The sequence below is a fragment of the Prosthecobacter sp. GW821-HT29F12 genome, from assembly GCF_058803405.1.
Window position 1 is genome coordinate 1,632,909 of the sequence record NZ_CM179517.1, and the last position, 22,461, is coordinate 1,655,369.

Sequence of the window (22,461 nt, forward strand, 5' to 3'; positions counted from 1 at the left end):
CCTGTGCCAGTCAAGAAGCCTCCCCGAACGACAGCCTACCCCACCAGCTTCAACGTCCGTTTCTCCTGGGCGCTCTGGAATGCGGTATCGACGATCTGCTGGCCGATGCGGGAGATGTCGAGGCGGAGCGGGCCGATGAGGGGTGCGCCGGTTTCGAGGTGGTGGATGACGTGCTCGACGGGATTGCGGTTTGGGGCGAGGACGGGGTCGACCGGGATCTCGTAGCCTTCCGGGCGGGCGCGGGTTTGGACGCGGACGGTGGGTTCGTAGTCGTAGCACGAAATCGTGCCATCGGTGCCTTTGAGGACGAAGCCGCACTTGGGCTGGGGCTGGTGGGTCCAGGGATCGGTGAAGGTGCCCCAGCGGGTTTCGCTTTTGCTGAGGCCGAAGCTGTAGCGGATGATGGCGACGGCGTGCTCGTCCACCTCCAGCCCGGCGGGTTCGTCCCAGACGCCGGTGACTTCCAGCGGGGCCCGGCCGCCGAGGTGCCAGGTGCCGAGGGTGGTGCCGTAGCCCATGTAGTCGAGCAAGGAGCCCCCGCCCTGCCCCTTGCTGTAAAACCAGCTGGCGGCTTTTTCGGCGGCGCTGGGTTCTTTTTCGATCTTGTCGGCGCCGTGGTAGAGCGGGCCGCGATTGCCGCCGTGGTGGTGGAATTCGCGGACTTCGCCGATGAGGCCTTCCTGAATGAGGCGGTGGGCGGTCTGCTGGCCGGCATCCCAGACGAGCGGCCAGTTGACGGTGAGGAGTTTTCGATGGGGCTGCATGGCGGCGATCATGGCATCGGCCTCGGCCAGCGATCCGGCGAAGGGTTTCTCCATGATGATGTGGGTGCCAAAGGGGGCGATCTTGGAGACCCAGTCGCCGTGATTGGACGCGGCGGGACAGAGGATGACGATGTCGGGCTTGGTCTGCTCCATGCAGGCGCGATAGTCGGTGAAGACCTGGGCGTCGGTGAGGCTGAAATTGCGCTGGGCGTCCACGAGGCGTGCGGGCTGCTCATCGCAGATGCCCACGATCTCCGCGTTCGGATGCTCGGAGGTCTGGCGCAGGAGGTCGCCCATGTGGAAGTGATCGAAATTGATGCCGGCGATGCGCCATTTTTTGCTCATAGGGGCTGCATCGAAGCCGAAGGGCGCGGGGATGACAACCTTCATTTTTGAGACGGCCAGATGAAGCGGCTGAACAACCACGGATCACTCGGATTTTCACGGATTGAACTGAGGCCGGAAGCCCCTTGTTCTCCTACGTGCTGGTCGTGAAATCCGTGGTTCACCCGTGCCCTGGGCAGCCTGGCTGGAGCATGCGCCATGGTTTGCGCATAGGGCCGCATCGAAGCCGAGGTGCGATGGATAATGACAATGTTCTGATTCGAGAATGGCCATGGCCGCGGCGGCTTGGTATTCTCTGCCCGTTAATTGACGGTCCAACCACCAACCCACCCCTGCCCGCATGAATCCCAAGCGCACCATTGTCATCCTGCTGACCACCTTTGCCGCGATCTGGATCACCGACATGATAATCCATGAGCTGGCGATGAAGGCGGATTACGTCGCCTCGGGCAGCCTGTGGCGCTCGCGGGCGTCCATGCCGCACTTCATCAAATGGCTCATGGTGGGGCAGTTCATGGCGGCCGCAGGCCTGACGGTGATCTGGATCAACCGCTGCGCGCCGAACACCACCACGTTCAGGTCCGCGACGCGCTTCGGCTTTTTCATCGGCCTGATTGCCACATCGTATGCCCCGATCTTTTATGCCGTGATGCCCATTCCCGCCATGATCTGCCTGAAGTGGGCGGTCTTTGGCATCCTGCAGTGCATCGTGGTGACGCTGGTGGTGTTTGTCACCACGCGCAAACTTGCCCAGGCGGGCTAGACGTGCTTCAGGATAGCCGTCCCCATGGCTGCCAACAATGAGATTCGCGACACCCCCGGCCGGCTGCTGCTGGGCTGGGCGGTGCTGCTCACCTCGCTGGTGATTCTTTCGTGGCGCATCCACCTGCGTCCGGCCGATTACGAGTGGACGGAATACCCCACGGCGCTGGGAGACACGCGGTACTACAACACCGCGCTGGGCAAGGACGATCGCTACGAGCCGAACTTGCGCTTTGCCGGGCAGGACGAAGGGCTGTTTCGCCGGGTGGAGGAGGCGGTGGAAATGGATGACGCGACAATGATGAAGCTGGGGCTGGATGCGACGGGGCGGCACTTCATTTACCAGCCGGAGGGGGCTGGAGAGAAGGGTCCCCTGCCCGTCTATTTAAAGAGCGGCGAGAACCGCTACGTGGAGTTCGGAGCGCGGAAGTTTTACCCGCCGTTTGTGCCGAAGGCGGGGCCTTGAAGGCGCGACGTATTGAATGCGGTGGGTGAAAGGGCGGATTTTAACCGCTGATTAGACGCTGATATGACGCCAATGTCAGAGGTCTAGAATGAGTGAGCTGCTCGTGGCTTGCTATGCGATCATCTCCAAGAAGACCACCGGAGCACCAAAGCAGATCATGGCGGCGTAGATGGCGTCAAACCAGACCATGGAGAGCGCGGCGCCGATATAGATCACTCCGACGACGGGAAACCCGATGATGCGCAGCAGCCATGAGGTGTTGTCTGCCTTCAAGGCGCGCCAAAGGCTGGAGGCATCTCCGGTGCTGGGAAAGGCATGCATGGCCACGGAAATCCCCACCCAGCCGAGCAAAACGTCCACCGGTCCCACAGCGGTCTTGGCGGCCGTCGCCAGCGCCACCGGCAGACAGATCAGGATCCCGAGGATGGAGTTGATCAAAAACGGTGCCACGGAGATGAGGAAGTGCTTCCAGCCGGAGGAGGGCGCATCGTGCATGACATAGCCTGCGGGATTCCCCAGCTGAAAGTAGCAGACCTTGAGCACCGGGGTTTTCGTCACCCGGCACATGAGCTGATGCGCCGCCTCATGCACGATGACGCCGGGGAATGTGAGGAACGAAATGACGGGGGCAGGAATGAAGAACATGACGGCAAGGACGACTCAAGGGTTAAGCCGGATCGGCGAGACATTGACAGGAGCCAGCGGCATGACCGGCTGGCGCTTCTGCTGCTGCTCCAACTGGAACTTGTAAATCAGGGTGTTGTAGCGGCGCTCCTCGTCTTTGCCTGCCACCCTTCCAGCCAGGGTGTCCAGAGCCTGCGCGGCCTCGCGTTTATGCCCGCTGCTGAAGGCTGCTTCGGCGTAGTCCAGCAGGGTTTCAGTGTCGGAGTGGGTGGCTATGAGGCCGCGATAGTTTTCATAGGCTTCCTCCCAGCGTTCCTGCTTCACCATTTTTTTGGTGGTGGCAAGGTGAAGGGCGACATGAAAGCGCTCGCGAGAAAGAGCCAGCGAGCTCAACAGCAAAACGGCCACTGTCGCGGAGGCCAGTTTGACCCAGAATGGGAACGGAAACTTGATCAGCTCCACACGGCAGGGCTCGCACACCGGCAGCTTGGTCTGGGTGCTCAGGCGGATGGAGCCGCAGTTCACGCAGGCCTTTGGCGAGACCTCGTCTGTGGGTTCGGACGAAGGGTGCGGCGGTGGCGGCAGGCTCATGGGTTAAAGCAATGGCTTAAACCATTTCAGCAGCCGGGATGTATTGACAAGCAAATATCACCCTCAAGAAATTCCTCCCTTCGCAAGGCACAAAATTGGCTCGTGAAATGCGCTTGGCACCCCCATAATTCTCCCTTTAGTCCGCGCCCCCGAACTTCCTCCCAAGACACACATGCCCATCGCCCGCGCCCTGCTTTCTGTTTCTGATAAAACCGGCCTCCTCGACTTCGCCAAAGGACTGGCGGCGCTCGGGGTGGAGCTGCTTTCCACCGGGGGCACGTCCAAGCACCTGAAGGATGGCGGCCTGACGGTCACGGATGTGTCCGACCACACCGGCTTTCCGGAGATGTTTGACGGTCGCGTGAAGACGCTGCACCCGAAGGTCCACGGCGGCCTGCTGCAGCGCCGTGACAATGAAGAGGACAAGAAGAACGCCCAAAAGCACGACATCCCGTGCATCGACCTCGTGGTGGTGAATCTCTACCCCTTTGAGCAGACCATCGCCAAGAAGGACGTGACGCTGGAAGAAGCCATCGAAAACATCGACATCGGCGGCCCATCCATGCTGCGTAGCGCGGCGAAGAATCACCGCTGGGTGACCGTGATCACAGATCCCGCCGATTACAGCGTCGTGCTGGAAGAGATGAAGGAGCACGCCGGAGACACCACCCTGGGCACCCGCGAGCGCCTGGCCTGCAAGGTGTTTCAGCGCACCGGCGCCTACGACACCGCCATCGCCGCCTACCTGAACAAGGAGCAGACGACGCAGAAGACTTTCAACCTCAGCCTGCCTCTCTACGCCGAACTGCGCTACGGCGACAACCCGCATCAGAAGACCTCCCTCTACGGCAACTTCGGCGACTACTTCGTGAAGCTGCACGGCAAGGACCTCAGCTACACGAACGTGCTGGACATCCACGCCGCGGCCGAGATCGCCCTGGAATTCCGCCGCCCCACCGTGGCCATCCTCAAGCACACCAATCCCTGCGGCGTGGGCTGTGCGGATGAAGACCTGCGCGAGGCCTGGCAGAAGGCTTTTGAAACGGACAAGCAGGCTCCGTTTGGCGGCGTCATCGTGGTGAACCGCAGCATGACGCTGGGCCTGGCCCGCATCATCTCGGAGATTTTTACCGATGTGATCATCGCGCCGGATTTCGATGCGGACGCACGCGCGCTGCTGCAGAAGAAAAAGAACCTGCGCCTGATCCAGATGCTGCCCGGCGTGGCCGAAGCCCTCACCGAGCCCGTGATCCGCTCCGCCCCTGGCGGCGTGATGGTGATGGACAGCGACTCCCGCGCCCTGGGCCTGGACGATCTGGAATCCAAAGTGAAAACCATCCGTCCGCCGACCCGCGACGAGCTCGAAGCCATGCGCTTCGGCTGGCGCGTGGTGAAGCACGTGAAGTCCAACGCCATCGTCTTCGCCACCAGTGACCGCACACTGGCCATCGGCGCCGGTCAGATGAGCCGCGTGGACTCCTGCCGCATCGCGATCTGGAAGGCCAAGGAAGCCGGACTTTCACTCAAGGGCTGCATCGTCGCCTCAGACGCCATGTTCCCCTTCCCTGACGGCCTGATCGCCGCTGCCGAAGCCGGAGCCACGGCCGCCATCCAACCCGGCGGTTCCGTGAAGGATGCCGAGGTCATTGCGGCTGCCGATGAGCACAAAATGGCCATGTGCTTCACCGGCGTGCGCCACTTCCTGCACTAGGATTGGCGCGTGTAAAAGGTGGCCATTCCACTCAGGCTTAACTATTTAACCACTTTAAATAGTTAAGCTATATTAAATTGAGAGGAACTGCCCCAGCAGGTAGGAGAGCAGCCTGCTGTATTTTGTTCCTTGTGCGGACGCTGCTCCCGTCCATGCCTACGACCCATGATATTCGCATACTACTTGCACGACCTCAGCCCGTTTGTGATCAAGTTCACGGACAAGATCGCCGTTCATTGGTATGGCCTCGCGTATGTGCTGGGGTTCTACCTCACCTACCGGGTGATGTATTTTCTGGCGAAACGGGGGCTGTCTGAGATCAAGCCCGAGGCGGTGGCGGACTTCATCACGCTGGTGTCGCTCTTCGGCCTCGTGCTGGGCGGGCGGCTGGGCTACATGTTGCTGTACAATTTTGACGAGTTCATCCATGCGCCGTGGACGTTCTTCCTGCTGAACCAGGGCGGCATGGCCAGCCATGGGGGAATCGCGGGCACGACGCTGTTCTGCGGCTGGTATGCATGGAAGCACAAAATCTCCTGGGCAGGCATCGGCGACTCCATCGTGTGCGGTGCGCCGCTGGGCATCTTTCTGGGCCGCATCGCGAACTTCATCAATGGCGAGCTCTTTGGCCACGTGACCACGGTGCCGTGGGCGGTGAAGTTTCCGACGGAGCTGCTGCACGAGGACTTCGTAAAACAAGGGGGGGATCCGGCCCTGATGCACGAGATTTATGTGAACGGCCTGCAGCACAGCCCAGACATCATCGCCTACTTTGAGAAGCGTCGCGGCGGCCTTGCCGAGCTGGAGCAGATCCTGCACCCGCGCCACCCTTCCCAGCTTTATGAGGCGTTCGGCGAGGGCCTGCTGCTCAGCGCCATCCTGATCTTCATCCGCCTGCGCTTCCCACGGTTGCGCCAGGGCATCATCGCCGGCCTGTTCTTCATCCTCTACGCCATCGCCCGTATCGCACTGGAGTATGTACGCCAGCCGGACAGCGGATCAGCGATGATCCTGGGCCTGACCAAGGGGCAGTTTTTCTCCACCTTCATGTTCATCGTCGGCGGTCTTTTCATCGGCTACGGGCTGAAGTGGGGCAAGAGCCCGCCCGGGCCTGATGAGGCCAAGGCTTGATTTTTCAGCAAGGCTATACAAAAGCCGGGCCTTGTGGCGTTAGGGTGGACGTATATGTGTTGAACATGTACCTTCCCGCATGGAATCCGCCTTCGATTGGAAACAAACGTTTGATCACCTAGCTCCGCAGCTGGTGCTATATGCGCGCCAACTGGTCGACTCCAAAGCCGATGCCGAAGACGTTGTGCAGCAGGCCTTTGTGCGCTGGTGGCGGCGTTTTCCAGAGGGAGACTCCAGCCACATCCCCCTGCTCTACGCCGCCGTCCGCACCATCGCCCTGGATCAGCGCCGCTCCGACCACCGCCGGGTGAACCGGGAGGCGAAGTCTGAGATCGCTGTGGCAGGGGAAAACGCGCCTGCCTTTGATCCCAAACCCGAACAGAAAGAGACCGCCGCCATCGTGGACAAGGCGCTGCAGACCCTGCCCGAAGATCAGCGCGAAGTCATCACGCTGAAGCTCTGGGGCGATCTCACCTTCAACGAAATCGCCGCCATGACCGGCAGCTCGATCAACACCATCGCCGGTCGTTACCGCTACGCGCTGCAGGCCCTGCACAAGAAGCTGGGGCACCTGCGTGCCGATCTTCTCGGTGAATCCCCCTCTCCCGCCATCAACATCCTACCCTTTTCACCCACCACGGAGGCCATGTCATGAACAACGAAATCAACGAACAAGAACTCGAAAATCTGCTGCGCGGTCTCGCGCCAGCAGCAGCCTCCCCTGCCCTGATGCAGCGGGTGGATGATGAACTGAAACTGGACATGAGCTGGCTCAGCACCAGCCGCCGGAAACCGCATCGTCAGCCGCGCTGGCTCATGTCGGCCGGCTGGGCCGCGATGGGTGCCGCCGCAGCCTTTGCCGTGATGAGCTACCTGCCAACGCAGCGCACTCAGGGCGGTGTAGCTTCGCTGGCCGCTGCGCCCGCCACCATTCGTGAATGGGATGACGAGCATGGCAACAGCATTCACCGTGGCCGCAGCCTCAATGACGACAAGCTCGCTCTCGTCGTGTCCCGCGAGCTCGGGACGTGGGTGGATCCCCGCTACAGCTCACAGATGACCGTGGACATCTCCAGCAAGCAGCAGCTCCTGCAGCCTGTCTCCTTTAGATAAGCAAGGCTCCAACCAGTCTTTAGCTCAGCCCTTCCCAACCATGAAACTCCCCCACACATTCCTCATCGCCTGTCTCGGCGCTGCACCGCTGTGTGCCCAGCAGGTGGAGCCTAAAACGGAAGCTCCCAAAACGGCCCCTGCTGAAGGTGCCGGTGCTAGCAGCGGGGTGAAAACCGACAACCCACTCCCGCCACCACAGCCGGGCCATCGGCATTCACACGCAAATGCCCAGCCTCCGGAGCAGAAACCGGTGGCCTACATCGGTGTGCTCACCCGTGAGGTGCCGCCGGAGCTGCGGGCGCAGTTCTCCCTGCCGGAAGGCTTTGGCCTGCTGGTGGATGAAGTGCTGCCGGACTCTCCCGCCAAGACCGCCGGACTGAAAGTGTACGATGTGCTGGTGAAGTTTGAGGATCAGCAGCTCGTGAACATGGAGCAGTTCATGGCGCTGGTGCGGGCGAAAAAGAAGGGCGATGTGGTGCAGCTCAAGGTCATCACCGGTGGCAAGGAAACTGCAGTATCAGTCACGCTGGGCGAGCACATGGTCGCGGCCCATGAGCACCATCAGCATCATATGGGAGGGGTGTCGCCGAATGGCATGCATCCTTTCAATGGCGACATATTTCACGGTGGTGAGCAGCGTGAGCATGGCTTCCAGAATCAGAACAATGCGCTGCATGAGCAGTTCGAGCGCCTGCGGAATTTTCAGAAGGAGCTGCGCGAATATCAGGAGCGCATTCAGGAGTGGTCGAAGGGCGGCAGCAAAGGCCCCGTGCCTCAGGCACCCATGCTCCAACTCCCCGGCCGCGGTCAGCAGCCTGAAAGTGGCGGACACCACCGCAAGGGCCATCAGCCACAAACCGGCCTCTCCATTCCACCGGGAACCGACCTGCAGCGCTTCCATTTCTCCCAGTCCCAATCCAACGCCAATGTGACCCGGCGTGACGATACCGGTGAGTACACCCTCAAGAACGAAGACGGCAAAAAGACCTTCATCGCCCGTCCGAACAACGGGCAGGAACAGAGCTGGCCCATCAACAATGACCAAGAACGCGAGGCCGTGCCGCAGGAGTTTCGCGACAAACTGCGCATGATGGATGGCGCGAACGGCGGCGTCCGCATCGAGATTCATCCCCGTCCGGGCATGAATGCACCGGGCAATCCTGCACCTGCTGGGAGTGGCAACGCGCCGGCTTTGCCACCGGTCAAAGCGCAGACGACTTCGGCTTAGGGGCTGGGGTTGGGGAGTGTGGCAAACGCCATGTATCTGCTGCCTTCCAAGTTCCAAGGACGGCGCACCTTTTTGAGCGCCCGCGATGCCGCAGACCCGAAAATTCGGACCCGCACAGCGGTTCCCTACCAGCCGTGCGGCACGCGCTAAGCTGGATGGTAGGGATGCGCTGTGCGCGTCCTTGGAAGACTTCGTCCCATCCTGGGCTGCGGTCTCATCGCATGCCCTCTTTCCAAGAGCCCTCGCCCCCAGCGCCCATGTCCTGGCCCCAGCATGCGGCGATATCTTCCTGTTCGATTCATCACATAAAAAGCGGCGACAACTCATTGAGTCATCGCCGCTTGGAGGAATGCAACTACAGAGCAGCTCCGCTTTACTTCGCTGCCAGGGCTTCTTTGATCGCGGCAGTGACTTCCGGGGAGTCTGGCTGCACCTTGGGCTCGAAGCGCTTGAGGATCTTGCCGTCTTTGCCGACGAGGAACTTGCCGAAGTTCCACTTCACATCGCCCGGGAAGGGAGAGGTCGGGCCGCTGAGCACCTGATAGAGCTCGCTCTTGTTGGGGCCTTTCACGGCCACCTTGTCAAACATCGGGAAGGTCACCTTGTACTTGAGGGAGCAAAACTCTTTGATCTCGGCATTGGTGCCGGGCTCCTGGCCGCCGAAGTCATTGCAAGGAAAACCGAGCACGGCCAGACCATCCTTCTTGAACTCCTGATTCAGCGCTTCGAGCTGCTTGTACTGCGGCGTGTTGCCGCACTTGGAAGCAACATTCACAATCAAGAGCACCTTGCCCTGATAGGCCTTCAAGGAGGTGTCTTTGCCATCGATGTCTTTCAGCGGCACATCGTAAACAGACTTGGGAGCGTCAGCCGCGCTGAGCGCAACGGCAAGGAGAAGAGAGGAGGCGAGGGTGAGCAATTTCATGGGACGACACCTACGCGCCAAACCTCGCTCCTCTTTGCAACAATCGCAGCTCCGACAAGAACATCACCTCCCCAGCACCAGCGTGGCGAGGGGCGGAAGATCAACAACGATGCTCCAAGGCTGGCCCTGCCACGGAGTCGGCTGGGCCTGGAAACCTGCACCGGCACTGACGCCTGAGCCGGCGTAGTTCGGGGCGTCACTGTTGAGGAGTTCGCGGTAGCTGCCGGCATCGGCAACGCCGACGCGATAATCCTTGCGGGTCACGGGTGTGGCGTTGACGAGGACGGTCACTTGGTCGCCGTCCGACGAAGAGCGGGTGTAGGCGAAGATGCTGTTGTCGGCATCGTTGGCGTCCAGCCAGTGGAAGCCGCCGGCTTCGTGATCCTTGGCGTGGAGTGCAGGACGGGTGGTGTAGAGGTGGTTGAGGTCTTTGACGAGCTTTTGCAGCCCGCTGTGCTCTTCACCCAGGAAGAGATGCCAGTCGAGGCTGCTGTCATGCCGCCACTCATTCCACTGGCCGAATTCACCGCCCATAAAGAGGAGTTTTTTGCCGGGGTGCGTCCACATCCAGGAGAAGAACATGCGGAGGTTGGCGAACTTTTGCCAGCGGTCGCCGGGCATCTTGTTGATGAGGGAGCCTTTGCCGTGAACGACTTCATCGTGGCTGAGCACGAGGATGAAGTTCTCGTCGAAGGCGTAGATCATGGCGAAGGTGGCCTCGCCATGGTGATACTTCCGGTGCACGGGATCTTCCGCCATGTAGTGCAAGCTGTCGTTCATCCAGCCCATGTTCCATTTGAAGCCGAAACCGAGACCGCCGGTACTGACGGGCTTGGAGACGCCGGGCCACGCGGTGCTTTCTTCGGCGATGATGGTGGCACCGGGGTGCTTGGCGTAGCAGACGGAGTTCAGCTCACGCATGAAGGCGATGGCCTCCAGGTTCTCGCGGCCACCGAGATGATTGGGAATCCACTCACCAGCATTACGTGAATAGTCAAGGTAAAGCATTGACGCCACAGCATCTACGCGCAGGCCGTCAATATGGAACTGCTCCAGCCAGTAGAGGGCGTTGGAGATGAGGAAGTTCTTCACCTCATGGCGACCGTAATTGAAGATGAGGGTGCCCCAGTCCTGGTGCTCGCCGAGGCGTGGGTCTGCATGCTCATAGAGGGCGGTGCCGTCGAACTTGGCGAGGCCGTGGGCGTCTTTCGGGAAGTGTCCGGGAACCCAGTCGAGGATGACGCCGATGCCAGCCTGATGGCAGCGATCAATGAATTCACGGAACTCGTCCGGGTTTCCAAAGCGGCTGGTTGGCGCGAAATAGCCGGTGACCTGGTAGCCCCAGGAGCCGTCAAAGGGATGCTCGGCGATGCCCATGATCTCGATGTGCGTGAAGCCAAGATTCTTGACATACGGAATGAGATCGTCCGCGAGTTCAAGGTAGGACAGCCAGCGGTTGCCCTCGCTTTCTTTGCGCTTCCAAGACCCGAGGTGGACCTCGTAGGCGCTCATGGGGGCGTGGTAGAGATCGCACTTCGCCCGCTTCTGCATCCATTCATTGTCGGACCAGCGGTAGCGCTCCATGTTGAAGACGAGGCTGGAGGTCAGCGTGCCATGCTGGGCAAAGACGGCGTAGGGATCGCTCTTCAGGCACATGTGGCCGTGAGCGTCCACCACCTCAAACTTGTAATGCGTCAGCTCGGTGATGCCGGGGATGAAGATCTCCCAGATGCCGGCTTCGATGCGGTTGCGCATCACGTGCATGCGGCCGTCCCAGCGGTTCCAGTCTCCCACCACGGAGACGCGCTTGGCATTCGGAGCCCACACTGCAAACTGACAGCCGGCGATGCCATGCACCGTCTTCAGTCTTGCGCCCAGCACCTCCCACAGGCGCTGATGGCTGCCTTCGCGGAAAAAGTAAATGTCCTGATCGCCGAGCAGCAGGCCAAAGGAGTAGGGATCGCTGAGACGGGTGGTCTCACCTTCAAACGGGGTCACCTCGAGCTCGTAGAGACCTTTGGGCGTGACGGCTTCGAAATAGCCATCCTTGTGCAGTTTCTCGGCCACGACGCGGTCATTGCCCACAATGACCGCCAATTCCTTGGCGTAAGGCTGCACGGTGCGCACCACCTGCTTCCCTGCCCCGGCCTCATGCGCCCCGAGGAACGCGAACACATTTTGATGTCGTGCAGCCAGCACGGCTTCGATCTCGGCATTCTTGGAATATGGACTCATTGAAGGCACTCATGGAGCCTTTCGACCAGAAAGCAACGGCTCTAGCATCTCCTGTACAATTCGTGACCAGGCGAGCCGCGCCATCATCTGCCGCTGCGACTGCCTCATCTGGATGGCGGTGTCTTTTTTGATCTTGCGTGCGAGAGCCTTGGGGGAGGCTGTGAGCTTGAAAAAAGTGGCTCCCACCGCCACTTCCCGATGCGCCGGAATGCAGGAGCAGTACACGGGCACACCATGCATCGCGCCTTCGATCAGAGGAAGTCCGTAGCCTTCCTGCGTACTGGGCAAAAACAGCAGATCCGCCATGTGGTAGAGGCTGCGCACGTCATTGTCGGTCAAAGGGGCCTTTTCACCGAGAAAACGTACGCGTTTGGTCACGCCAAGTTCTTTGGCCAGTTGCTTCAATTCGCGGAAGTACTTCGCTCCATCGGACTGATGCGGATCAGGAGCCGCCGTGACAATGTACAAGGCCTCAGGCAGTTCTGCGAGCAGCCGCAGGCCGAGTTCGATGTTCTTCCGCCGCACGAAACGCGTGGGCTGCAGCAGTACCAACCCCTCGTGCTCGAGCTTCAGGTCTCGAACACGTTCAGTAAGGCCCAGAATGGCGGCAGAGTCACAGCCATTGGGAATGACGTGGATCGGCTCATCCGTCACCAGCGCGTAGTCCTGCCGCCGGAACTCGGAAACCGCCACATGCACGGCCTCCGGCACTTGATCCCACCAGCGCACGTCATGCACCCAGTTGATCCAGCGGATGTCGGGGCGTGAGCGTGTGAGTGCGATAAGCTTCTTCGTCCAGGCAAGATCGAAGGGCATGGTGAAGACGTTATGAACGATGACCGCATCCCAAGCTGCCATGTGCCATTCCTCACGCGTGAGGACTTCCACCTCATGTCCCAGCATGCGCAGCGCGGCGGCCTGCTCGCCAATGACACGTTCCACGCCACCAATGACGGGAGGTTTTGAGTAATGAAGAATAGCTATCAACATGAAAGAGGGGGCAATAGTGTCACTTTATGGTAATTATAGATGTCTGAGGAACGAGCTTTATTTGAGTGTGGATTGATTTATTTTATTTAAGCCAGATTCGAAATCCGCCTACCCTGTTCTTCCAATTCCAAACCTAGAATAGGAATGAATGCAAGAAACTCACGGCCAATGAGTTAACCTGCAAAGATATCTTTGTGACTGATGCTATTACATGGGAAAAGTGCAGGCAGTCCATTCACTCTGAGTAAGACAGCACTCGGCCTCAAAGGCTCATTTTTTTTACCACCAATCTTAACTTTTAAGTTCGGTGCTATTTGTAGGAGCTTTATATGACGTATAAGAAATGGAATTCTTTCGCAGCCCCAAGACCAAACTAGGCAGCTCACCACATCCTCTTCTATGGGCCAGACTCGAACCACGATCCTCCCACCCTGCCCCGCATGACAATGAAGTTTTTGCCGGACTTTTCCGTATTCCACCATAGTTTGTCTGCTTGGGAGGCAGTGAGTGATGACGACCCGCATAGAAAAAGGTGTACGCATGATGCTTGACAGACCTCAGCATTTTAACCTATGACGTTAAGGTCATGAAAACGACTACACACTTAGCCTGGATTGTTTTTTCTCTTGTTATCGTCGCCTTGATGCCAGCACAGGCCAAAGACGAAACGGTGCGCCTGTCTTACCCTTCCAAAGTCGAGTCATCGAAGGGCAAAGAGCGCGAGAAGCTTTTTACGCCGTGGATGAGCTACGACGCCCTGCGCATCCAGGTCGAGGAGAAGCGGGCCAAGGGCGAGCAGATCATTTACTTCGAATACAATGGCAGCATCTCCCAGGCCCGCGCCATTTTTGTGAACAAACTTAAGCTTAACGGCCCCTACTCACGCTGGTATATGGCAACCGAGCAGGCCATGGAGGACAGACTCAACAGCGAGACTAAGGGCGGCCTGCAGACCGCTTTCGTCGTTCGCAATCTCAGCGGCGGCTACACAATGCTGTTCGTCTCACCACAGGACATGACGGCTGTGCGTGCGGAACTCACGACACTTGGCATTGGTGAGCCGAGGCTGAAGAAGTGATCGCACTGGACTGAATGTCTCCTATTCTTGAAGCCATGAAAACGATTGCACATTCTGTCTGGTTTGCCTTGTCTCTCGTTTTGGTCGTCTTGAACCCGGCACAGGCCAAAGACGAATTAAGGGTGTCCTATCCGTCCAAAGTCGAGTCTTCAAAAGGCAAGGAGCGCGAGAAGCTCTTTTCCAAATGGATGTCAGGTCAGGCCGCCATGGCTTATAACGAGGAAATGTGGAAGAAGGGCCAGCAGCTGGTTTACTTCGAGTATGACAGTGCCCAGAACCAGTGGCGCACCATCCATTCCAGCAAGTTGAAGTTTAAGGGCGAGTACTCCTGGCGGGCGTTCATTGATGAAAAGGAGATGGAGACCCAGCTCAACACTGAGATCAAGCTCGGCCGTCAGCCAGCTTTCATCGTTCGGGAAAATGGTGCTTACGCCATGCTCTTCGTCTCACCTGAGGATCTGGACGCCGTACGCACAGAGCTCAAGGCACTGGGCGTCGGCGAGCCGAAACTGAAGAAGTGAGCAGGCAGCTGAACAGCGTGGCTCACACCACGATGTTCACCAGCTTGCCGAGCACGACGATGATCTTCTTCGGCGTCTTGCCTTCCATGAACTCCTGCACGCGGGCGCTGGCGAGGGCGACCTTTTCGATCTCCTCCTTGGTGGCCTGAATGGGCAGGCGGGCTTTGTCGCGCAGCTTGCCATTGACCTGGAAGACGATCTCCACCTCGTCCTCGATGAGGGCGGCGGGATCGTACTTCGGCCAGGTGGCGTCGCTGAGCAGGCCTTGCACGGCCAGCGCGGGGAACTTGCTGGCGATGCGGGCATTCAGATCATCCGCGATGTGCGGCGCGAAGGGGCTGAGCACCTTGAGGAAGGTCACGACAGCGGATGCGGGCATCACTTCCTCTGCCGTGAAGGTCTTGGTGCAGATCATCATCTGGCTGATGGCGGTGTTGAAGCTGAGCTTCTCAATGTCCTCACCACACTTCTTGATGGTCTCGTGCAGGGCTTTGGTGACCTGCTTGTTGGCAGGCACGTCCTGCAGTGCGGGGGACACGCTCCACACACCTTCTTCACTGACTTCCATGACGAGACGCCACACGCGGGCGAGGAAGCGATACACGCCCTCGACACCCTTCATGCTCCAGGGCTTCACCTGTTCCAGCGGGCCCATGAACATCTCATACAGGCGCAGCGAATCCGCGCCGTACTCGCGCACGACGTCATCGGGGTTCACCACGTTGCCGCGTGACTTCGACATCTTCTGGCCGTCTTCGCCGAGGATGAGGCCTTGGTTCACCAGACGCTGGAAAGGCTCCGGCGTGCTGACGTAGCCAAGATCAAAGAGCACCTTGTGCCAGAAGCGGGCATACAGCAGGTGCAGCACGGCGTGCTCGGTGCCGCCGACGTAGAGATCCACGCCGCCGGGTTTGCCGCCACCCATCCAGTATTTCTCCGCCGCTTCGCCGACGAAGCGTTCGCTGTTTTGCGCATCGCAGTAGCGCAGGTAATACCAACAGGAGCCCGCCCACTGCGGCATGGTGTTGAGCTCACGCGTGGCGGTGTCGGAGTAGCGCACCCAGTCGGTGGCTTTGGAAAGAGGAGGCTCGGGCGTGCCCGTGGGCTTAAAGTCTTCCAGCGTCGGCGGCAGCAGCGGCAGTTCGCTTTCAGGAATGCTGCGGTGATTGCCGTCTTCCCACACGATTGGGAAGGGCTCGCCCCAGTAACGCTGACGGCTGAAGAGCCAGTCGCGCAGCTTGAAGTTCACAGTGCCTTTGCCGAGGCCTTTTTCTTCAAGCCAGGCGGCCATTTTCTTCTTCGCCTCCAGTGTAGGCAAGCCGTCAATCAATGGTGAGGAGTTACATGCGTATCCCTCGTAGCTGAAGCAACGACCATCAAACCATGCAAGTTTGAGATTGTCTGGCCCAGTCACTTTTACCGCCACGGTGGCGGTTGGAATGCCGGGGATGCATTCGCTCATGGAATCCTCCTCCATTTTTGACAGTTCTGAAAACAGCTTCCCGACCACATACTTAATCGGCAGCTCGAACTTCTTCGCGAATTCGAAGTCACGCTCGTCATGCGCAGGCACGGCCATGATGGCGCCGGTGCCGTAGCCCATGAGGACGTAGTCGGCGGTCCAGATGGGGATCTGCTCGTTGTTGACGGGATTGATGGCGTACGCGCCGGTAAAGACGCCAGACTTGTCCTTGGCGAGCTCGGTGCGCTCCATGTCGCTCTTGCGGCCAGCCTTCTCGCGATACTCCTCCACAGCAGTGGCCTGCTCCTCGGTGACCAGCATGTCCACCAGACGATGCTCTGGCGCGAGCACCATGTAAGTGGCACCGAACAGAGTGTCCGGGCGTGTGGTGAAAACGGTGATCGTCTCTTCGCTTCCGGCCACTTTGAATTTAACCTCGGCGCCCTCGCTGCGGCCGATCCAGTTGCGCTGATGCAACTTGATGCTCTCAGGCCAGTCGAGGCCGTCGAGTTCATCGATCAAACGCTGGGCATACGCGGTGATGCGCAGCATCCACTGGCGCATGGGGCGGCGCTCAACGGGGAAGCCGCCGACTTCGCTTTTGCCGTCCACGACTTCTTCATTGGCCAGCACGGTGCCGAGCTCCGGGCACCAGTTCACGGGCGCGGAGGACACGTAGGCGAGACGGCGTGAGTCGATCTCTTCACGGCTCAGCCCCTTCCCTTCGAGTTCGGCGATGGGGTGAGCTTTGCCATCGTCACCGACATACGAGTTGTACAGCTTCAGAAAGATCCACTGCGTCCACTTAAAGTAGCCGGGGTCGGTGGTGTTCACTTCACGATCCCAGTCGTAGGCGAAGCCGAGGCGCTTGAGCTGGCCGCGGAAGCCTTCGATGTTCTTCTCCGTGGTGGCACGCGGATGCTGGCCGGTCTTGATGGCGTACTGCTCAGCCGGCAGGCCGAAGGCATCCCAGCCCATGGGGTGCAGCACGTTGAAACCGGACATCTTCTTGAAGCGGCCAATGATGTCCGTGGCGGTGTAGCCTTCCGGATGTCCGACGTGCAGGCCTGCGCCGCTGGGATAGGGGAACATGTCGAGCACGAAGTACTTCGGCTTCGAGGCGTCGAAGTCGGCATCACCGGGATTCGGAGTGCGGAAGGCCTTCTTGGCCTCCCACACGTCCTGCCACTTGGGTTCAAACTCAGAGAATGGGAAGGCTTTGCGCTGCTCGCTGCTCATAGGGGGCGCGAAAGAAGGCGAGGGTCGGAGAGAGGTCAAGGTCGCTGCGTGGGCAAGTTGAGGCGCGACGGGAGATTCGGCCGTCGAATGAGACGGGGGCTGTTTGGAGTGCGGTCGCGCAGATGCACGGCGCAAGCCTGCATCGCAGCCACCGCTTTCGAGCGTCTCGTTGTGTGCGTGGAGCCGATCGGCCCGCTCGCGTCGTGGACCGGGTTCTTCCGAAGGTGTGTAGCATTTCGCCAGCCGCCCGGCCTGCGAAAGCGGTAGCTGCGTTCGTTCCTCACTGCGCGACCGCAGTCCATATCGGAGAGCGCGCAACGGCACCCCTTCTACTTAAACAGCTTCGTTCCCGCCTTGAGGTGCGCTTCGTGCTCCATCATGCGGAGTTCCACGCGCTCACGGATGGTGCGTTCGCCGATGCCGTCGTGCTTGGTGGCGACGAGGGCTTTGAGAAGATCGATGAGGGACTTCAAGTCGTCCATCATGACGTACTCAGGAACGATCTGGCGGGCGTCGTTGAGATTGTGGTAGTTGCCCAGCGGAATGGAGATGCCCGCGCTGCGGACACCTGCGGCCTGGGTGGCGGTGGCTTCGCAGGCACCGGCGTCAAGCAGGCAGCGCTGCACTCGGATGCCCTGCTCTTTGGCAGTGGTCATCAGCACGGCCATGGCTTCGCTGTCGAAAATGGAAACGCGATCTCCAACGCGGAGGATCGGACCGCCGCCCATGACAGCACCATTGACGGGCCGGCTGGTTTCGAGGGAAAGGAAAACGCTGTCGGCACCGAAGGGCCAGTTCTGCGCGAGGTGCCAGGCTCCGAGCCAGCCCACTTCTTCCGCACGGGTAAAGGCCGCATGCACGGTGGTCTGGATGTTCAGACGGGCGAGATCAAGGAAAGTCATCACGATGGCCGCGCAGCCGATGATGTCGTCACAGGCGGTGGCTTCGATGCGGGTGTTGGTGATGTTCACCGGGAAATTCCAGGTGGCGATCTGCCCCTTGGCCTTGCGCAGGCCGCGCTTCACACCGGCGTCCACTTCCAGCTGGCCGACGCCGCCGAGGAAATCCCATTCGTCACGCTTGGTGCTGCCGGGTGGCTTGATGAAAGCGGGGTGGTCCATGTGGGCACCAAGCACCCAGGTAGGCTTGCTCTTGGATTTGCCGTTCTTGTAGGTGGCCAGCAGGTTGCCAAACTTGTCATGCTTCAACTTCACATGCGGACAGTCTTTGAGCAGCGCCTCGATTTCCGCACGGACATGGTATTCATGAAACGGGGCCGTCGGCTGCTTGAGGAGTCGCTTGAGAATGTTGTTGAGGTTGGTGGCGGGCATGCGCCATCCTAAAGCGAATTTATGCAAACAACAAACGCCACGTGAAGCTGCTTCGATTTTTCTTCGAGCCCGCCGCCAGGATGGCTGCGTCATGTGGTTGCTGTCACGACAAGGCTTTGTGGTTGATCGCAGGCGTGCGCCGTCGTAACACGAAACGTCCCTCTTATACCCTTTGTGAAGAAGCTCCGATATTCTATTGAGATCATGCTGCTGGATCTGGCCGTGTGGCTGCTGCCACGACTGCCGCGTCACGTGCTCATGGTGCTGTCACGCGTCCTCGGCAGGCTGGCCTACTGGCTTGATGCGCGCGGACGCACCACGGCGCTGGACAATCTGCGCTGCGCTTTTGGCGACCAATACACGCTGGAGGAGAGGCGGCGGATTGCCTGCGGCTCGTATCAGGTCTTCGCGCGCACCTTCGTGGATTTGTTCTGGTCTCCGCAACTAAGGGCGGACAACTGGCAGCCGCATTTCGACATCATCACGGATGCCGCCGCGGAAGAAAAAGCGCGTGAAAACGGCGCGGTGTGGGTGACGCCGCATTACGGCAATTTTGAACTCATCAGCCAGATCTGGGGCTTTCGTGGCTTCCCCTTCACCGTCGTTGCGCAGGATTTCAAGAACCCGGCCATCACGCACCTCTTTAAAAGACTGCGGGAGCAGTCCGGGCACACCTTCATCTCGCAGGACAATGCGATGATCAAGCTGATGAAGGCGCTCAAGCGCAAGGGGCACGCGGGACTGCTCACAGACCTGAGCATCGCTCCCGGCAGGGCCGCGACGGCGATCCAGTGCTACGGCCTGTGGACCTCCGTGCCGACGCTGCATGTGGAGCTGGCAAAGCGTCTCGGCCTTGCCGTCATCACCGGGGTGTGCCGCCCGCTGCCGGATGGACGCTATGAGGCCCACCTGTTTGAAGCCATTGAACCCAAGCCGGAGGATGACACACGTGAGGTGACACAGCGCATCTGGGACCTCTTTGAGGCCGAGATTCGCAAGCACCCCGAATGCTGGCTCTGGATGTACAAGCAGTGGCGCTACCGCCCGGTGGGCGAGCACGGCGTGCCGCACCCGGATTACCCGTATTATTCCAATCTCAGCGAAGCCCTCATCCAGATGATTCCCGAAGGCCTGCGTCCGCAGCCGAAGGCTGAGTAAATGTCTCTGAAAGAGTTCGCCAAATGCGCCTGTTTTTCCATTGCCCAGTGTGATCGGCGCTCGTAACCCTCACACCTTCCAAAAAACAACCCGCCAATGTCCATTCCCCATCTTCCTGCCCTCCGCAAAGGCCGCCCCTATGAGTCGCTCGACAAGGCTCAGGTCAAAGATCACAAAACCGGCGAGGTCTGCGCCGAAATCAGCCAGGTGAATGCCGGCATCGTGCGCAAGGATCTGGCGAAGATCGGCGAAGCACGCGCCGCGCTGAAGAAATTCACCGTGGAGCAGCTCATCGAAATCACCGCGAAAGCAGGCGAGCTCTTCCTCAACGGCACCCTGCCCCTGGGCGACAAAGGTCACACGCAGAGTCCGGAAGAATACATCGCCACCCTTTCCCGCACCAGCGGCCTGCCGCACGTGATGGTGAAGCGCAACATGGCCAAGCTGCACTTTGCGCTGACAAACATGAAGATGATCCTCAACGGCCTCACCCGCGGCCTTGATTTGAGCGTCATTGATCGCGGCTTTGGCACGCAGTCCGGCTGCCCTGTCTCCTACTTCCCCACCACCAAATCCCTCGGCCTGGTGATGCCGAGCAACTCCCCTGCGGTGAACTCCCTCTGGCTGCCAGCCATCGCGCTCAAAATTCCGGTGGTCATCAAGCCAGGCCGTGAAGAGCCTTGGACCCCTTACCGTCTCATCCAGGCCTTCATCGCTGCAGGCGCACCGGCGGAAGCCTTCGGCTTCTATCCGACCGACCACGAAGGCAGCGGCGAAGTGGTGAAGCTCAGCGGGCGCAACCTCGTCTTTGGTGACGTGGCCATGGCCAAGATGTATGAAGGCAATCCCGCCGTGCAGGTGCATGGCCCGGGCTGGAGCAAGATCATCATCGGCGAAGACAAGATCGAAAACTGGAAGGACTACCTCGATGTCATGGTGGCCTCCATCAGCGACAACGGCGGCCGCTCCTGCATCAACGCCTCCGCGATCATCGTGCCGAAGTATGGCAAGGAAATCGCCACCGCTCTGGCTGAACGCCTGGGCCCTGTGGGACCGACCACGCCGGAGGACGAAAACGCACGCCTCGCAGGCTTTGCGAACGTGAAGATGGCCGACTACATCGACAGCGCCATCGACAACGATCTGCAGACTCCTGGCGCTGAAGACATGACTGCCAAGTTCCGCGAGGGACCGCGCAAAGTGGAATTCCAAGGCGGCACCTTCCTGCGCCCCACCATCATCTGGTGCTCGGATAACAAGCACCCGCTCGCCAACCGCGAATTCCTCTGCCCTTACGCCAGCGTGCTGGAAATCCCGCAGAGCGAAGTGCTCGGCCGCATCGGCTACTCCCTCATCGTCACCGCCATCACGCAGGACCCGGCCTTCATCAACGACCTCCTTGAGTGCGGCGACATCGACCGTCTGAACATCGGGCCGATCAGCACGATGAAGATCAGCTGGGACCAGCCGCACGAAGGCAACATGTTCGAGTTCCTGTACAAGCGCCGCTCCATCGACTGCGCTTGAGTTCGTCATCCTGTCTGCAGGCGGTCCGTTAATGGTTCCGCCTGCAAGCTTCATACTCCAATCACGAACTGCATGTCCCTCGCACCTTTCGATTACCAGCCGCGCACGCGTCTCATCTACGGCAACGGCACGCTCGCGCGAGTGGGCGAGCTGGCGAGTGGACTCGGCGGCACGCGGGCGCTGGTGGTGAGTGATCCGGGCATTGTGAAGGCGGGCTACGTGACACGCGCTGTCTCTTTCCTCATCGAAGCCGGACTTCAGGCGCGTGTGTTTGGAGACGTGCGGGAGAATCCCAGCACGGAAGATGTGGATGCCTGCGTGGCCGTGGCGCGTGAGTTCAAGGCGGACATCATCATCGGTCTCGGTGGTGGCAGCAGCATGGACACCGCGAAGGGCTGCAACTTCATCCTGACCAATGGCGGCCGCATTCAGGACTACTGGGGCGTGGGCAAGGCCACGAAGCCGATGCTGCCGATCATCGCCATCCCGACCACCTCCGGCACGGGCAGCGAGTGCCAGAGCTTTGCGCTGATCTCTGATGCGGTGACGCATGTGAAGATGGCCTGCGGCGATCCCAAAGCCGCCGCGAAGGTGGCCATCCTCGATTCTGAGCTCACCATTTCCCAGCCGCATCGCGTGACCGTCTGCACCGGCATCGATGCGCTGACGCATACGCTGGAAACCGCCGTCACCAACAAGCGGAATGCGTTTTCATCCCTTTACTCCCGTGAAGGCTTCCGCCTCTGCCACAGCGGCTTCAGCCGGGTGCTGCGCGATCCAAAGGACCTGGAAGCACGCGGCATGATGCAGCTCGGTGCCGCGTATGCGGGCATCGCCATTGAGAACAGCATGCTCGGCGCCGCCCACTCCTGCGCCAATCCACTTACCGCCAAGTTTCACGTCGTCCATGGCGAAGCCGTGGGGGTGATGATGCCGCATGTGATCCGCTTCAATTCGCACGATCCCGAGATCGCCGCCATCTACAAAAGCTACTTCGACGGCGACCTCGCCGACCGTGTGAGCGAGCTCCTCTGGGAAGCCCGCATGCCCCGCAACATCGCCGAATACGGCGTCAAGGAAGAGTACCTGCAAGATCTCGCCGAGATGGCCGCCAAGCAGTGGACCGCGCAGTTCAATCCGCGCCTGCCCAGCGTGGCGGATTTCGTGGAGCTGTATCGCGCAGCTTTGTAATATTCAGGTGACACCAAGGGGGGGCTGTTTCGTGCGTAAAAGCCGACATCGAATCCATTCGACCTGCCC

Annotated in this window: 20 protein-coding genes; 12 read left to right on the plus strand and 8 right to left on the minus strand. The window is 59.9% G+C overall.

Annotated features, from left to right (window positions below; translation table 11 throughout):
• Positions 1-35: 35 nt before the first annotated feature.
• Complete coding sequence (locus AC3RLQ_RS06880; RefSeq protein WP_493038831.1) at positions 36-1,109, minus strand: Gfo/Idh/MocA family protein; 1,074 nt, start codon at positions 1,107-1,109, stop codon at positions 36-38.
• Positions 1,110-1,449: 340 nt separating this feature from the next.
• On the opposite strand from AC3RLQ_RS06880, the gene AC3RLQ_RS06885 reads away from it, so the two are divergent.
• Positions 1,450-1,872 (plus strand): hypothetical protein, encoded by a 423-nt coding sequence (locus tag AC3RLQ_RS06885; RefSeq protein WP_493035583.1) that lies wholly within the window; start codon positions 1,450-1,452, stop codon positions 1,870-1,872.
• Between the two features lie 24 nt (positions 1,873-1,896).
• The gene (locus AC3RLQ_RS06890; protein WP_493035585.1) at positions 1,897-2,337 is read left to right on the plus strand and encodes a hypothetical protein; all 441 of its coding nucleotides are present in this window, start codon (positions 1,897-1,899) and stop codon (positions 2,335-2,337) included.
• 111 nt (positions 2,338-2,448) lie between these two features.
• Here the strand turns inward: AC3RLQ_RS06890 and AC3RLQ_RS06895 are convergent, their stop codons facing one another.
• Positions 2,449-2,982, minus strand: a complete 534-nt coding sequence (locus AC3RLQ_RS06895; protein WP_493035587.1) for a metalloprotease family protein — start codon at positions 2,980-2,982, stop codon at positions 2,449-2,451.
• Positions 2,983-2,997: 15 nt separating this feature from the next.
• Complete coding sequence (locus AC3RLQ_RS06900) at positions 2,998-3,552, minus strand: hypothetical protein (protein ID WP_493035589.1); 555 nt, start codon at positions 3,550-3,552, stop codon at positions 2,998-3,000.
• Positions 3,553-3,724: 172 nt separating this feature from the next.
• Here AC3RLQ_RS06900 and purH point away from each other — a divergent pair, with 172 nt between their 5' ends.
• From purH to AC3RLQ_RS06925, 5 genes are all read left to right on the plus strand, one after another.
• Positions 3,725-5,263, plus strand: coding sequence for a bifunctional phosphoribosylaminoimidazolecarboxamide formyltransferase/IMP cyclohydrolase (gene purH, locus AC3RLQ_RS06905; protein ID WP_493035591.1), 1,539 nt, complete (start codon positions 3,725-3,727; stop codon positions 5,261-5,263).
• Positions 5,264-5,428: 165 nt separating this feature from the next.
• Positions 5,429-6,394 carry a prolipoprotein diacylglyceryl transferase gene (gene lgt, locus AC3RLQ_RS06910; RefSeq protein WP_493035593.1) on the plus strand — a complete coding sequence of 322 codons (966 nt, stop codon included), beginning with the start codon at positions 5,429-5,431 and terminating at the stop codon, positions 6,392-6,394.
• 79 nt (positions 6,395-6,473) lie between these two features.
• Positions 6,474-7,049, plus strand: coding sequence for an RNA polymerase sigma factor (locus tag AC3RLQ_RS06915; protein WP_422321020.1), 576 nt, complete (start codon positions 6,474-6,476; stop codon positions 7,047-7,049).
• Positions 7,046-7,507 (plus strand): hypothetical protein, encoded by a 462-nt coding sequence (locus AC3RLQ_RS06920; protein ID WP_493035595.1) that lies wholly within the window; start codon positions 7,046-7,048, stop codon positions 7,505-7,507. Before AC3RLQ_RS06915 ends, AC3RLQ_RS06920 begins: the two co-directional genes overlap by 4 nt.
• Before the next feature lie 40 nt (positions 7,508-7,547).
• A complete protein-coding gene (locus AC3RLQ_RS06925; protein ID WP_493035597.1) occupies positions 7,548-8,735 on the plus strand; it encodes a S1C family serine protease in 1,188 nt (395 codons plus the stop codon).
• Positions 8,736-9,108: 373 nt separating this feature from the next.
• On the opposite strand, the gene AC3RLQ_RS06930 is transcribed toward AC3RLQ_RS06925, so the two are convergent.
• The 3 genes from AC3RLQ_RS06930 to AC3RLQ_RS06940 form a co-directional block, all read right to left on the minus strand.
• Complete coding sequence (locus tag AC3RLQ_RS06930; protein WP_493035599.1) at positions 9,109-9,660, minus strand: glutathione peroxidase; 552 nt, start codon at positions 9,658-9,660, stop codon at positions 9,109-9,111.
• Between the two features lie 63 nt (positions 9,661-9,723).
• Positions 9,724-11,895, minus strand: coding sequence for a 1,4-alpha-glucan branching protein GlgB (gene glgB / locus AC3RLQ_RS06935; protein ID WP_493035601.1), 2,172 nt, complete (start codon positions 11,893-11,895; stop codon positions 9,724-9,726).
• A 9-nt stretch (positions 11,896-11,904) separates the two neighbouring features.
• Positions 11,905-12,885, minus strand: a complete 981-nt coding sequence (locus AC3RLQ_RS06940) for a glycosyltransferase family 4 protein (protein WP_422321015.1) — start codon at positions 12,883-12,885, stop codon at positions 11,905-11,907.
• Positions 12,886-13,432: 547 nt separating this feature from the next.
• Between AC3RLQ_RS06940 and AC3RLQ_RS06945 the strand changes: the two genes are divergently transcribed.
• Together AC3RLQ_RS06945 and AC3RLQ_RS06950 are read left to right on the plus strand one after the other, a co-directional pair.
• The gene (locus AC3RLQ_RS06945) at positions 13,433-13,963 is read left to right on the plus strand and encodes a hypothetical protein (RefSeq protein ID WP_493035604.1); all 531 of its coding nucleotides are present in this window, start codon (positions 13,433-13,435) and stop codon (positions 13,961-13,963) included.
• Between the two features lie 35 nt (positions 13,964-13,998).
• Positions 13,999-14,484, plus strand: a complete 486-nt coding sequence (locus AC3RLQ_RS06950) for a hypothetical protein (protein ID WP_493035606.1) — start codon at positions 13,999-14,001, stop codon at positions 14,482-14,484.
• Positions 14,485-14,506: 22 nt separating this feature from the next.
• On the opposite strand, the gene leuS is transcribed toward AC3RLQ_RS06950, so the two are convergent.
• Both leuS and AC3RLQ_RS06960 read right to left on the minus strand, forming a co-directional pair.
• Positions 14,507-17,185 carry a leucine--tRNA ligase gene (gene leuS, locus AC3RLQ_RS06955; protein ID WP_493035608.1) on the minus strand — a complete coding sequence of 893 codons (2,679 nt, stop codon included), beginning with the start codon at positions 17,183-17,185 and terminating at the stop codon, positions 14,507-14,509.
• A gap of 329 nt (positions 17,186-17,514) precedes the next feature.
• Positions 17,515-18,516, minus strand: a complete 1,002-nt coding sequence (locus AC3RLQ_RS06960; protein ID WP_493035610.1) for a M20/M25/M40 family metallo-hydrolase — start codon at positions 18,514-18,516, stop codon at positions 17,515-17,517.
• A gap of 174 nt (positions 18,517-18,690) precedes the next feature.
• Here AC3RLQ_RS06960 and AC3RLQ_RS06965 point away from each other — a divergent pair, with 174 nt between their 5' ends.
• From AC3RLQ_RS06965 to AC3RLQ_RS06975, 3 genes are all read left to right on the plus strand, one after another.
• Positions 18,691-19,674 (plus strand): lysophospholipid acyltransferase family protein, encoded by a 984-nt coding sequence (locus AC3RLQ_RS06965; RefSeq protein WP_493035612.1) that lies wholly within the window; start codon positions 18,691-18,693, stop codon positions 19,672-19,674.
• 96 nt (positions 19,675-19,770) lie between these two features.
• On the plus strand, positions 19,771-21,201 hold the full coding sequence (locus tag AC3RLQ_RS06970) for an aldehyde dehydrogenase family protein (RefSeq protein WP_493035614.1): 1,431 nt from the start codon (positions 19,771-19,773) through the stop codon (positions 21,199-21,201).
• Positions 21,202-21,273: 72 nt separating this feature from the next.
• On the plus strand, positions 21,274-22,392 hold the full coding sequence (locus tag AC3RLQ_RS06975) for an iron-containing alcohol dehydrogenase (RefSeq protein ID WP_493035616.1): 1,119 nt from the start codon (positions 21,274-21,276) through the stop codon (positions 22,390-22,392).
• The last annotated feature ends 69 nt before the right edge of the window (positions 22,393-22,461 follow it).